At 64.4% G+C, this 12,903-nt stretch carries 13 protein-coding genes; 10 read left to right on the top strand and 3 right to left on the bottom strand.

Translation table 11 applies throughout. The features are described 5' to 3' along the window. The first annotated feature begins 565 nt into the window (after nt 1-565). Complete coding sequence (locus tag AC1D05_RS32010) at nt 566-1,210, top strand: LysE family translocator (protein WP_477446467.1); 645 nt, start codon at nt 566-568, stop codon at nt 1,208-1,210. Nucleotides 1,211-1,237: 27 nt separating this feature from the next. On the opposite strand, the gene AC1D05_RS32005 is transcribed toward AC1D05_RS32010, so the two are convergent. Together AC1D05_RS32005 and AC1D05_RS32000 are read right to left on the bottom strand one after the other, a co-directional pair. Next, nucleotides 1,238-1,834, bottom strand: a complete 597-nt coding sequence (locus AC1D05_RS32005; RefSeq protein ID WP_477446465.1) for a hypothetical protein — start codon at nt 1,832-1,834, stop codon at nt 1,238-1,240. A gap of 234 nt (nt 1,835-2,068) precedes the next feature. Next, on the bottom strand, nt 2,069-3,280 hold the full coding sequence (locus AC1D05_RS32000) for a YadA-like family protein (protein ID WP_477446463.1): 1,212 nt from the start codon (nt 3,278-3,280) through the stop codon (nt 2,069-2,071). Between the two features lie 591 nt (nt 3,281-3,871). Here AC1D05_RS32000 and AC1D05_RS31995 point away from each other — a divergent pair. Then, nucleotides 3,872-4,993 carry a helix-turn-helix transcriptional regulator gene (locus AC1D05_RS31995; RefSeq protein ID WP_477446461.1) on the top strand — a complete coding sequence of 374 codons (1,122 nt, stop codon included), beginning with the start codon at nt 3,872-3,874 and terminating at the stop codon, nt 4,991-4,993. 123 nt (nt 4,994-5,116) lie between these two features. Here AC1D05_RS31995 and AC1D05_RS31990 read toward each other — a convergent pair whose 3' ends face one another. Continuing rightward, nucleotides 5,117-5,524 carry a hypothetical protein gene (locus AC1D05_RS31990; RefSeq protein ID WP_477446459.1) on the bottom strand — a complete coding sequence of 136 codons (408 nt, stop codon included), beginning with the start codon at nt 5,522-5,524 and terminating at the stop codon, nt 5,117-5,119. 380 nt (nt 5,525-5,904) lie between these two features. On the opposite strand from AC1D05_RS31990, the gene tauA reads away from it, so the two are divergent. From tauA to AC1D05_RS31950, 8 genes are all read left to right on the top strand, one after another. Next, nucleotides 5,905-6,918 (top strand): taurine ABC transporter substrate-binding protein, encoded by a 1,014-nt coding sequence (gene tauA, locus AC1D05_RS31985; protein WP_477446457.1) that lies wholly within the window; start codon nt 5,905-5,907, stop codon nt 6,916-6,918. A gap of 133 nt (nt 6,919-7,051) precedes the next feature. After that, on the top strand, nt 7,052-7,825 hold the full coding sequence (locus AC1D05_RS31980; RefSeq protein WP_477446455.1) for a taurine ABC transporter ATP-binding protein: 774 nt from the start codon (nt 7,052-7,054) through the stop codon (nt 7,823-7,825). Beyond that, on the top strand, nt 7,822-8,682 hold the full coding sequence (locus tag AC1D05_RS31975) for an ABC transporter permease subunit (protein WP_477446454.1): 861 nt from the start codon (nt 7,822-7,824) through the stop codon (nt 8,680-8,682). The genes AC1D05_RS31980 and AC1D05_RS31975 overlap by 4 nt, the downstream gene beginning before the upstream one ends. A 25-nt stretch (nt 8,683-8,707) precedes the next feature. Further along, nucleotides 8,708-8,896 (top strand): hypothetical protein, encoded by a 189-nt coding sequence (locus AC1D05_RS31970; protein WP_477446452.1) that lies wholly within the window; start codon nt 8,708-8,710, stop codon nt 8,894-8,896. Between the two features lie 185 nt (nt 8,897-9,081). Beyond that, nucleotides 9,082-10,029: a sulfonate ABC transporter substrate-binding protein gene (locus AC1D05_RS31965; RefSeq protein WP_477446450.1), complete on the top strand. Its 948-nt coding sequence runs from the start codon at nt 9,082-9,084 to the stop codon at nt 10,027-10,029. Between the two features lie 75 nt (nt 10,030-10,104). Then, nucleotides 10,105-11,262: an FMNH2-dependent alkanesulfonate monooxygenase gene (ssuD, locus tag AC1D05_RS31960; protein ID WP_477446448.1), complete on the top strand. Its 1,158-nt coding sequence runs from the start codon at nt 10,105-10,107 to the stop codon at nt 11,260-11,262. Continuing rightward, entirely contained in the window at nt 11,259-12,035 is a 777-nt protein-coding gene (locus AC1D05_RS31955; protein ID WP_475436973.1) for an ABC transporter permease subunit, read from the top strand. Before ssuD ends, AC1D05_RS31955 begins: the two co-directional genes overlap by 4 nt. 7 nt (nt 12,036-12,042) lie before the next feature. Next, a complete protein-coding gene (locus AC1D05_RS31950; RefSeq protein ID WP_477446446.1) occupies nt 12,043-12,834 on the top strand; it encodes an ATP-binding cassette domain-containing protein in 792 nt (263 codons plus the stop codon). The last annotated feature ends 69 nt before the right edge of the window (nt 12,835-12,903 follow it).

Here is a 12,903-nt window from a genome sequence, read left to right as displayed (position 1 = left end):
CTGACCAACATGGCTGGCGGTCACGGTAAGACATCGCATGCTGCTGCGCCGATATCGCTTCAACGGGATCAATCCTCGTTCGACTTCGCGACTTGTGTGTCTGGAGTCGACATCGAGGTGGGGGGGCGCACCGAAAGCCAACTGAAAGTCAGTAGAAAAAAATAGAAGCTGGGAGTCAAGCCTAATCCAAATGGTGGACGCCGCGATATGTGTTTTGTGATTGGGTGCGTCGGCTTGAAGTTGGACTGAGTTCAAAGCATGTGACGCGCATCAGGAGAATTCTAGATTTTCTCCCCGCCAGTGAATGCGCCAGCACATCGGTCACGTCTTCAACTCACGCGACAGAATGGCGCCTCTATAGCGCGGACGGAATATTACATTTCACTAATACTTGGAGAGATTCAAGACGACTTGCTTGTCAGCCCCGCCAACGGCCGTCCTACCGGAAGAATGTCGAAGCAGCTCACGAAAGCGGGTGACCATTGCCAGCCACGGTTGGCATCTGGCCCAGGCGTTGCCTGGCCGGGGCCTCCGACGACGTGCGGTAAAAGGAAGATCTGTCAGCATGTCGGGCACGTCGGAACTTCTCCTCAGCATGATGCGGGGCGCCTTGCTGGGGTTCGCGGTCGCCGCGCCCATCGGTCCCACCGGGCTCTTATGCGTGCAGCGTACGATCGCCGGCGGCATCGTACCCGGCCTGGCGACCGGCTATGGGGCGGCGACCACACATTCGGTCTATGCCTCCATTGCCGCCGTTGGGCTCGGGGCGGTGGCGCACATGCTGATGGGCTGGCACATGCTGCTGCAACTCTGCGCCGGTATGTTCCTGCTCTACATGTCGGTGACGGCGGCGCGGCTGACACCGTCGCTGGACACGTCCCTGCAGCGCCGCATGCCATCGGGCCGGGCCTATCTGACGGGGCTGATCTGGACGCTGGGCAACCCGATGACGCTGCTTGGTTTCCTCACGCTCACGCCAGGGGTCCTGGGGGCCGGCTTGCCGTCCTGGCAAACCCTGGCGCTTGTCTCGGTCGGCGTGCTGCTCGGCTCGGCGACCTGGTGGACAACGCTGACGCTGGCCACCAACCACCTGCGCAAGCGGCTGAGCGCCAAAGGACTGCGCACCGTCAATCTCGTCTTCAGTTCGGGCCTGTTCGTCTTCGCGCTGTCGCTGCTGGCAAGCGCCCTGCGCCTGGAACTGCTGCTGTAGGCCCAGCGTGCTTCAAGGCGACTCGCGTCAAGGTTTCGCCGCCTTCTTCGGCTGCACCGCCATGGACGGCGCGTCCGGCGGCGGGCCGGCATCGTCCGGTTTCTGCTGCTCGACGACGGGCGTGTCGGGCGCCTGCGGCGCTCCGGAGGAGAGGTTGACCGACACACCGTAGATTTTCCACTGCCGGTTGGCCGGCTCGAACAAAAGCTCGAAATTGACCTGCAGCGGCACCGACGGGAAAAACCCCGCCATATGCAGCATGCCGTTCGGTTCGATCTGCGGCAGCAAGGTCAGTTGCGGATCGAGCACGGCGACAGCGCCGAAATCGAGCGCCTGCTTGCGCTGGTTGGCGAAGATGTCGCCAAGCTGGGCTGCACTGTTGGCCTGGAAATTCGGCGAGCCGAGATCGCGCAGCACGGTGTAATTGCCGGTCTTGTTGGCCTGGTCGAGCGCCAGCAGCGTGCCGCGGATCAGGATCAGCACGCCGTTGCGGTCGATGCTGGCCGGGCGGGCGGCATGGACCTTGTCGCCCTTTTCGGTCTTTTTCGTCTGAGCCGCCGCAAGGTCCAACGGTGCCGCCAAAAGGCCAGCCGACAGCAAGCCTGTCACCACGGCCTGCGCCATCCGCTCTGTCGAGAAAAATCGCCGGCGCCTCATGTCACCTCTGAAACTGACCCGGAACCGAGCCTTGGGCGGGGAAAACAGGCGGTCGCGTCCGCAGGTCCTGGACGCGACCGCCGCCGGCTCTTTCAAGCCTGCCCCCTCGCACTCGATGAGCCCTGAAGATCGCAGACGCCTCTGTTGTGCCAGCAAGGCATGCCGCGCCGAAACCGAAGACCCCGCATCACGCCGACCGCCTCAGTTCAGCGTCCACGATGCGCCGACGCTGACGCCGACATCGCCTTGGTTGGTGGTGGCCGACAAAGCGGCGTTGAGGCGGAAATCCTCGCTGGTGTTGTAGCCAAGGCCGAGCGCCAGGCCCGATTGGCCCTTGAAATAGCCAAAGCCGCCGGCCAGCGACAGTTTTTCAGGCCTGTCGTCGTAGCGCAGCCCCGCCGTCGCCAGCGCCAGCGCGGTGCCGGCGCGGGCTTCGGTGCGGGTTTCGCTGATCTGGTCGCCGAGATTCTGGATACCAGCCTCGAGCGCGCCGACACGGCCGTCGAGTTGGGTGATGTTGCTGGTGTTGGTGGTCACCCTGGTGTCGAGGTCCGCGATCTCGGTGGTGTGCACCGCAATCGCGTTGGTGTTGTTGGTGATGCGCGTCTCGTGGTCGGCGAGTTCCGTCGTGTGGCTGCTCACCGTGCTGTTCAGAGTGCTGATATCGCTGCTGTTCTGGGCGACCTGTGCCGGCAGGTTGGCAAGCGTCGCGACATCGAATGTCGACGCCGCCAGATTGCCGCTACTGTCCGTCGTCAACAGATAGGTGGGGCCGGTCTGTGCGGCCTTGCTGGCTGCCGAAGCAACACCGGTCAGCGTGTAGGTGTTGAGGCCATTGCCAAGCATGACCTGATTGTCGTGCGTCGTTGTCGCGCCCACGCCGATGGCGATGGAGTTTTCGAAGTTGGCTGTCGCATCGGCGCCGAGGGCAACGGCGTTCACGGCATTTGCCTTGGCCGCGTTGCCAAGGGCCGTGGCGTTACCGCCGTTCGCCTGCGCCGAACTGCCAAGGGCCGTCGCGTCCCCGGCGTTCGCCTGGGCCGAAGTACCAAGCGCCGTGGCGTTGGCCTGGCCAATCGCGCTGGCGCCGGCCTGGGCTCCGGTACCGATGGCCGTTGTATTCGCATTGTTATAGTCGGTGGTTAGACCGCCCGCGTTCGGGTCATAAACAAGTCCACCGGCGCTCGCGTTGAGGCCGAGCGCCACGCTGTTATCCCCGAAAGCACCCGCGGCATCACCTATCGCAGTCGAGAGGAAACCATCGCTATTGGCGGATCTTCCGCATGCCGTGCCGCTGGGTGACGTCTGCGCGAAAGCCGCTCCACCATTTAGCCCATTGAAATCCTGGCAGATGACTCCCGCGCGCGCTGGGCTTGGCGCGAAAGCGACGACGCCGGCGGCCGCGACCGCCACGAATACCGCTGTCCCGAGAGCCGGCACTTGGGAGGATGCCAGCCCACCGAAAACCGCCGTCGCGGCCGAAACGAGTCCATTGCCTTTTCGCCCTTGGCGCCTTGTCGCGACTGTTTCGTTTTTTGTCTCGGCAGCGGCGTCTTCCGATACGCTCACGCATCCAATCGTTTCTGCAATCACGCTCAAAGCCCTCGCTTCATTGCCAATTGATCGACCCCTGCCGGCGGCTGCCGGTCCCGCGCGATGGCCGGGCCGGGCGGGAGGTGCTCCGGCCATGGCTGGGCTGACAATCAAGCAGTTGCGCACTCGGCGGTTGTGCTGCCGTCCCCGAACAGCACCCGCCTTGCAAACACCGATGCCCCCGAATTCCGCGCAGGACCGCAGCACCCGACGGGCGCAAACGAACACAAAGAAAATGCCGCGTCTTCCACCATTCGGTGGATAGCGGCGGCCAAAGCTCGATGATACCGCCCAAGATGATGGGGCTTGCCCAATCCGCGTCATGTGTTCATTTTGTTGCGATGCAGCAAAGATTTTGTTGCCGTACGGCAAGGGTATAGTGCGATGCGCTCTGCTTTCTCGATGGCCCAGTTGTCCGAACTGATCGGGCTGATCTACGACGCCGCGATCGATCCCGCGCGCTGGCCCGTCGCGATCGATGAGATTCGCATCGCGCTTGGCTTCGGGACCGCCGCCATCCGCCTGCAAGCGTTGCCGTCGGGCGAAGTGCTGCTCAACGTGACCAGCAACATTCCGCAGCCCTATGTCGACCAGATGGTCAGCTACGGCGCTGAAATCGTCGAGCTATGGGGTGGCATGGCGGTGGAAGGCTCGTTGCCGATGGATCGGCCGGCGGTGTTGAGCCAGCTCAATCCCAACCTCGACACCACGACGAACCGCTATTTTGTGGAGTGCGGCAAACCGCAAGGCATGATCGATTCCCTGGCACTGCCGCTCGCGCGGGATGGGCGTGGCCTCGGCTCGCTGTCCTTCAGCCGCCATGTCGATGCCCCTCCCATCAGCGATCTGCAGATCGAGGCCGCCCGATTGTTGATCCCGCATCTCCAGCGCGCCGCGACGATCAACCGGCTGCTGGACATGGCGGCGATTGCCCGGTCGACCTTCCAGACGGTGCTCGACACGCTGACGGCGCCGATCTTTCTCACCACCGCCGATCTGCATGTCGTGCATGCCAATCCAGCTGCCCAGAACATCGTCGCCACAGGCGAGCTGCTGAACATCCGCAACGGGGTTCTCACCGCCAGCGTTTCCGCCGTATCCAGCGCACTGGCCGTGGCGGTGTCCCAGGCAGCGCAGGACGAGAGCGCCATCGGACGCAAGGGGTTGGGAGTTCCAATACGCTGGCGCGACGGCTCGGCGGGAGCGTTGCACGTGCTGCCGCTGCGTCCGGGGCGCGGGGCGTTCGATGCCAGCGTGGTCGCGGCGGTGTTTGTCGCACGCGCGGATACGCCCTTTGTCGCGCCGACCGCGCTGGTCGCGGCGCTGTTCGGCCTGACGCCGGCCGAGGCGCGCGTCTTCGAACAGATCGCGGCGGGCCGCACCGTGGAAGAGACGTCCGATGCTCTCGACATCGGCCGCAGCACGGTCAGGACGCATCTGCTGCGGTTGTTCGAGAAGACCGGCGTGCGGCGACAGGCCGAGCTGGTTCAGCTCGCCGCGTCGCTGGCGTCGCCCGTAGCTGGCATGGTCTGACCTACAAGCAGTCCAGCCTGTCAAAGAGGCTCGACGCGGTCGGGTTCCAATCGAGAGGGGACGACTCAAGCGTCCCCTTCACGCGGGTTCATTTCAACCGGCAGTCGTTCGAGCGCACTGTAGTTATTCGGGCTTCCCAAGCCAAAAGAGTTTTTCTTTTTCTTCATTGCTCAGTGAATCGTAGGGTATTCTCTGCTCTATCCTATGATGTGGGGCGTGATCCGAGTTTTCATATTTCCAGACTGGCATCCAGCCTCGCGGCGTGTATAGTATTCCCAATTTTGCGTTCTTATCTGCTCTCGCCTCTTGCGTTTTTCGAAATAGCTCGTTGATGCTTACTGTTAATTGGGAAAGATCTTTTGCAAACAACGCGCCATTCTTGTCTGGGGAAACGAAATAGTCGACATTTTCCCTAGCAGAAGCTACACGATGTATTACTATACATCCTCCGCCGGGTTGCTCGCATATTACGACGAAGCCTCCGTTTCCATCTGGCGCAAATTCAGGTGAGAAACTTTCTATCGGCATCATCTACCCCTTTTTTCTTTACGGACACCACGTCCAGCTAACTGACTTTTGATGACTTTCCGCTTAGCGTTGCCTAGCGGGAAACCAACGCCCTGCCATTGGATTGGGGGACAGGGGTAGACCAAAGACCACCACAAAAGGGATTTCGCGTCGTCCACCGTTCGGTGGACGGGTTCGAACTCGATGATTTCGCCCCCTGACGCCAGTGCTGCGATGTGACAGCGGGCGCGCCACAGCCTCCCCATCCGCCTTGGGGGCAAGTCATCGACAGCTTTTTTCCAACAAACCCGCCTTCCTTGGAAGGATTTAACTCTACAAGAACGATAGAATTAGCTGACTATTATAGGGCAATCCGGTTTTCTCTGTTTTCATGGAGCCCTTTGATGTCCACGATCTCGCGACGCATTCTCCTTCTGTCGTCGGCCGCCCTTGCCGGCGCCGCCTTCCTCGGCCCGGCCCTGGCCGAAGATTTGAAGATCACCATCGGCTACCAGACAGTGGTCGAGCCTTCCAAAGTGCCGCAGGCCGACGGCGCCTATGAAAAGGCCACCAAGGCCACGATCGACTGGCGCAAATTCGATTCCGGCGCCGATGTCATCGCCGCGGTCGCCTCCGGCTCGGTCGATATCGGCTATGTCGGTTCGAGCCCGCTGGCGGCGGCGGCCAGCCGCGAACTGCCGATCCAGACCATCTTCGTCGTCGGCCTGATCGGGCCGTCCGAGGCGCTGGTCGCCCGCAACGGCGCCAGCATCGAAAAGGTCGCCGACCTCGCCGGCAAGAAGGTCGCCGTGCCTTTCGTCTCGACGACGCATTACAGCCTGCTTGCCGCGCTGAAGCACGAGAATGTCGATCCGAAGTCGGTCCAGATCCTCAATCTCAGGCCGCCGGAAATCGCCGCCGCCTTCGCCCGCGGCGACATCGACGCGGCTTACGTCTGGGATCCGGCGCTCGGCCAGATCAAGACATCAGGCAAGGTGGTGCTGGATTCCTCGCAGGTGGCCGCCTGGGGCGCGCCGACCTTCGACGCCTGGATCGTGCGCACCGACTTTGCCGAGAAGAACCCGGAAGCGGTGCGCGACTTCGTCAAGGTGACGGGCGCCGCCTATGCCGAATACCTCGCCAAGCCCGACGCCTGGTCGGTGTCGTCGCCGCAGGCCGGCAAGATCGCCAAGCTCACCGGCGCCAAGCTGGAAGAGGTGCCGGAATTGTTGAAGGGCTACGTCTTCCCGACGCTCGAGGAGCAGGCCTCCGACAAGTTCCTCGGCGGCGGCACGGTCAAGGCGGTCGCGGCGGCCTCCGCCTTCCTCAAGGAGCAGGGCAAGGTCGACGCCGTGCTGCCGGACTATTCGAAATACGTGACCTCGAAATACGTCACCGAGGCGCTGGCCTCGAACTGAGCGCCAGACGTGTGTCTTGACGGACACGCACAGCTCCAAGACCCGCGCGTCCTTCCCTGACGCCGCGCGCCTGCCCCGGAACTGCTGACGAGGAGCCGTTCCGGGGCAGTCGGATTTCCTTCTGAGAGGCCCCATGCCGCATCTCGTGCTCGACAAGATCTCGATCCATTATGAGGGCCAGCCGACACCGGCCGTCGAGTGGGTGTCGATCGACGTAGGCAAGGATGATTTCGTCGTCCTTGTCGGCCGTTCCGGCTGCGGCAAGACCTCGCTGCTCAACGTCGCCGCCGGGCTGGTAACGCCGTCGCGCGGCAGTGCCACGATCAACGGCCAGCCGATCACGGCACCCGGTTCCGACCGGGCGGTGGTGTTCCAGAACGATGCCTTGTTTCCCTGGCTGACGGCGCGCGAAAACGTCGCCTTCGCGCTCAGGCTGCGCGGTGTCAGGCCGGACGAACGGGCGCGGCGCGCCGACGAATTGCTGGCGCTGGTCAAGCTCACCGACGCCGGCGACAAGCACATCTGGGAGCTGTCCGGCGGCATGCGCCAGCGTGTCGGCCTTGCCCGCGCGCTCGCTGCCGAACCAGAATTCCTGCTGCTCGACGAGCCGCTCGCCGCGCTCGACGCGCTGACGCGCGAGCGCATGCAGACGACGCTGCTCGACCTCTGGACGGCAAGCCATGCCGGCGTGCTGATGGTCACCCACGGCATCGAGGAGGCGCTGGTGCTTGCCACCCGCATCGTCGTGCTGGCGCCTGGCCCGGGCCGCGTGGTGCGCACCTTCGAACCAGGTTTCTCCAGGCGCTATGTCTCGGGCGAGGCCATCCGCGCCATCAAGGCCGACCCGGCCTTTGCGGCCGCGCGTGGCGAACTCACCGACGCCATCTTCGAAGGAGAGGCGGCATGACCGTGACGTCCTATACCGGGCGGCCGAACCAGAAGATCGATGAGGTCGATGGTCTGTCGGTGCCATGGTCGCCGGCCACCCCGAAGCGCAAAGGCGTCTCGGCGCGTATGATCAGCGCGGTCACCATCCTGGTGGTGCTGGCGGTATGGGCGTTGTCGGCTCGCCTGCAGCTGGTGTCGCCGGTGTTCCTGCCCTCGCCTGCTGCCGTCTGGAACAAATTCTTCGTTGTCGCCAAAGACGGCTTCGTCGATGCGACGCTGTTGCAGCATGCCGTTGCCAGCCTGGGCCGCGTGTTTGCAGCACTCGTCGCCGCCCTTCTCATCGGCGTGCCGGTCGGGCTCGCCATCGGCATCAGCACCGTCGGCCGCGGCATCTTCGATCCGCTGCTGGAATTCCTGCGGCCGATCCCGCCGCTCGCTTATCTGCCGCTGGTCATCATCTGGTTCGGCATCGGCGAGCCGTCAAAAATCCTGGTGATCACTATTGCCATGCTGGCGCCGGTGGCGCTGTCGACCGCGTCAGGTGTTCGCGGCGTTTCGCAGGAGCGCATCAACGCGGCGCGCTCGCTCGGCGCGACGCGCGCGCAAGTGGTCCGCCACGTCATCCTGCCCAGCGCACTGCCGTCGATCCTGACCGGCCTGCGCATCGCGCTTGGCGCCGGCTGGTCGACGCTGGTCGCGGCCGAACTGGTGGCGGCGACGCGCGGGCTTGGCTTCATGATCCAGTCGGCGGCGCAGTTCCTGGTCACCGATGTGGTGATCATGGGCATTCTGGTGATCGCGGCCATCGCCTTCGTGCTCGAATTCATCATCCGCCGGCTCGAGCGCGTGCTCGTCCCGTGGGCGGGGCGCGAATGATGAAACCAAGCGCAGGAGAATGACGATGACCCATTCCGCCTCCGTGCTACTTGCCCATTTCGGTGCCTGGCTGCTGGGCCTTGCGTCCGATGACAAAGCGGCGAGGCAGGACAGCCGGCGCTCGCCGGCGCCGGTCCAATTCCAGGCCAGCCGCGATCGCCTGCCGCCACGCGACGAGAGTTTTTACTGGGCTTGGCAGTATTGGTCGCAGTGAGGGGCACCAACACAGCGATAATGACGAGCGTCGCTTTCCCGCCAAAGGGAGAAATCAATTCCATCTCTTTGCGCTAACTCGCAAAATCATTCCTCTACTAAATTTATAGAACTACCTAGCCTAACCTCTCATCCAACCGGCGAGGACATGTTCCCGGCGCCGATCCGCAGTGAAGGAGAGGGATCATGTTCAATCTGACGAGACGCATTTTCGGCATCGGCCTTGTCGCTGCGACGCTTGCCCTGTCGTTCGGCGCTTCGGCGCAGGAGCTGAAGCAGCTCAGCATCGGCTATCAGAAGACCAGCCTGCCAGTGATCGCCAAGCAGCAGCAGGTGATCGAGAAAGCGTTTGCCGGCGTCACCGTGAAGTGGGTCGAGTTCACCGCTGGGCCGCCGCTGGTCGAGGCGCTCAATGTCGGCGCCATCGACGTCGGCTGGACCGGCGACGCGCCGCCGATCTTCGGCCAATCGGCGGGCGCCAACATCGTCTATGTCGCGGCCCTGCCGTCCAATGGCGACGGCGAGGCGATCTTCGTCAAGCCGGCCTCGCCGGTCCAGTCGGTCGCCGACCTCAAGGGCAAGCGCGTCGGTGTCGGCAAGGGCACCTCCGCGCACAATCTTCTTGTGGCGGCGCTGGAGAAGGCCGGCGTCCCGTTCGATCAGATCACGCCGATCTATCTCAGCCCCGCCGATGCGGCCGCCGCCTTCGCCAGCGACCAGATCGATGCCTGGGCGGTCTGGGATCCGTTCTTCGCCATCGCCGAGACGCGCTACCAGCCGCGCGTGCTGGCCCGCTCCAGCGAGGTGCTCAAGGTCAACACCTATTTCCTCGCCAACAAGGATTTCGCCAAGGCGCATCCCGAAACCATCACCACGACCGTCGCCGCACTTGGCGAGGCGGTGAAATGGGCCGATCAGAACCGCGACAAGGTGGCCGAGGCGCTGCACGAGGTGACCGGCGTGCCGCTCGACGCCCAGGTCATCGCCGCCAACCGCAGCAAATTCGGCATCTTTCCGATCACCGACGAGATCATCGCCAGCCAGCAGGCAACCGCCGACCGCTTCTACAAGCTCGGCCTGATCCCGAAGGCGGTCCGCATCTCCGACGCGGTTTGGACCGCGCCAGGCAATTGACCTTTTGTCTCGCGGCGCCGGGTGAGACCGCCCGGCGCCGTTGCCGTTTGTGCCTGCATCTCCAGGAAGTCCGACATGACCGCCCCAGCCAGCCCGCTTGATTTCTTCTGGTTCATCCCGACGCATGGCGACGGTTCCTATCTCGGTTCCGAACAGCAGCAGCGGCCGCCCGAGTTCGGCTATTTCAAGGAGATCGCCCAGGCGGTCGACCGGCTCGGTTTTCCCGGCGTGTTGCTGCCAACCGGACAGAATTGCGAGGATTCCTGGATCACCGCGACGGGCCTCGCGACGTTGACCGAAAAACTCAAATTCCTGGTGGCGCTGCGGCCCGGCGTGACGCTGCCGACTTTCGCCGCGCGCCAGACCGCCGCACTCGACCGGCTGAGCGATGGCCGCCTGCTGCTCAATGTCGTGGTCGGCGGCAATCCGACCGAGCTCGCCGGCGACGGCGTCTTCCTGCCGCATGACGAGCGCTACGCGCAGGCGCATGAATTCCTCACCATCTGGCGGGCCCTGGTGTCTGGCGAGCGCGTCAACTTCGACGGCAAATACTATCGCGTCGAGAATGGCCGCCTCGACCTTTTGCCAAACCAGGAGCGGCCGCCGCTCTATTTCGGCGGCTCGTCCGACGCTGGGCAGGATCTCGCCGCCGACCTCGTCGACATGTACCTGACCTGGGGCGAACCGCCGGCCCAGGTCGCCGAGAAGCTCGCCTCAGCGCGTAAGAAGGCGGCGCTGCGCGGCCGAAAACTGCGTTTCGGCATCCGGCTGCATTTCATCGTGCGCGAAACCGAGGACGAAGCCTGGCGCGCCGCCGACCGGTTGATCAGCCATGTCACCGACGCCCAGATCGAAAATGCCCAGGCGCGCTTCCTCAACCAGATGGATTCGGTCGGCCAGCGCCGCATGGCTGAACTGCATGGCGGCCGCCGCGACAAGCTCGTCGTCTCGCCCAATCTGTGGGCCGGCGTCGGCCTGGTGCGCGGCGGCGCCGGCACCGCACTGGTCGGCACGCCGGAGCAGATCACCGAGCGCATCCGCGAATACCAGGCGATCGGCATCGACACCATCATCGGCTCCGGCTACCCGCATCTCGAGGAAGCTTACCGCGTTGCCGAGCTGTTGTTCCCGAAGCTAGGGCTCGGCACCAGTCGGCAGCGGGCGCATGAGAACATCGCCAACGAATTCGCGGTCGGTTTCCATGGTGGTGCCCGCCTGCAGGCCTCGTCATGAGCTTTTCCGCGCGCCTCCATGCCAACGCCATCGGCTGGGTGCTGCCGGTGCTGGTCATCGCCGGCTGGGAGATTGCCAGCCGCGCGGGCGTCATGCCGGCCAACGTGCTGCCGGCGCCAAGTGCGGTTGCCGAGGCCTTCTGGCGGCTGACGCTGTCGGGTGAACTGATCCGCAACATCGGCGTGTCCACGGCGCGCGCGCTTGCCGGCTTCGCCGTCGGCGGTTCGATCGGCTTCGCGCTCGGCCTCGCCAACGGGCTGTCGCGGCTCAGCCGCGGCCTGACCGACACCACGCTGCAGATGATCCGCAACATTCCGCACCTGGCGCTGATCCCGCTCGTCATCCTCTGGTTCGGCATCGACGAGGAGGCAAAACTGTTCCTGGTGGCGCTTGGCGTGTTCTTCCCGATCTACGTCAACACGCTGCTCGGCATCCAGAGCGTCGATCCGCAACTGGTCGAGATGGGCCGCGTCTACGGCATGGACCGGCGCGCGCTGTTCTTCCGCGTCATTCTGCCCGGCGCGCTGCCGGCGATCTTCGTCGGCCTGCGCTACGCCTTGGGCATCATGTGGCTGACGCTGATCGTCGCCGAAACCATCTCGGCCAGCTCCGGCCTCGGCTACATGGCCATGCAGGCGCGCGAATTCCTGCTGATCGATGTCGTCGTGCTGTCGATCCTGATCTACGCGCTGCTCGGCAAGCTTGCCGACAGCCTCGCCCGCCTGCTCGAGCGGCTGTCGCTCGGCTGGCATCCCGCCTTCCAGAACGGATGAGTTTTCGATGCCAGCCGCCAGCCTGACCACCGTCCGTTCCTTCGTCACCGCGCCGCCGCGCCCTGGGATATCGGTCGAAGGCCGTCGCGCCTTCGCCTTCAAGGGCGTGGAAAAACGCTTCGGCGACAAGGCCGTGCTCGACGGCATCGACCTTGACGTGCCGGCCGGGCAGTTCGTCGCCGTCATCGGCAAGAGCGGCTGCGGCAAGAGCACGCTTCTGCGGTTGCTGGCCGGGCTCGACCGGCCGACATCGGGATCGCTGACGCTCGGCGCCGAGGAAGAAGGCCACAGCCGCACACGCTTCATGTTCCAGGAGCCGCGCCTGCTGCCCTGGGCCAGCGTGGTGAAAAATGTCGAGGTCGGGCTGACCGGCATCGCTGCCGGCGCGGATGCAAGGCAACGTGCGCTCGACATTCTGGGCGAGGTCGGCCTTGCCGATCGCGCCGATGAATGGCCCTCGGTGCTGTCCGGCGGCCAGAAGCAGCGCGTCGCGCTGGCCCGCGCATTGGTCGGCCAGCCGCAGATCCTGGCGCTCGACGAGCCGCTCGGCGCGCTCGACGCCCTGACCCGCATCGAGATGCAGCAATTGCTGGAGCGCATCTGGCTCGCCCAGAAATTCACCGCCGTGCTGGTCACCCATGACGTCGCCGAAGCGGTTGCGCTCGCCGACCGGGTCGTGGTGATCAGCGAAGGCCGGATCGCGCTCGACCTGGGGGTACCCGTGGCCCGGCCACGCCGGCGCGGCTCCGCCGAGCTTGCCCGGCTTGAAGGCACAATCCTGGACCGACTGTTCGGTTAGGGCTGCCGGGGGCAAGGCATTCTGTCTGAACCGGATAGATAGGTAACAGAATCGACCGGTAGCATGGGT

The organism is Mesorhizobium sp. P2_E9, from assembly GCF_056403815.1.
The sequence above is the reverse complement of the archived record's forward strand: the minus strand, read 5'-3'. Positions and strand labels throughout refer to the sequence as shown.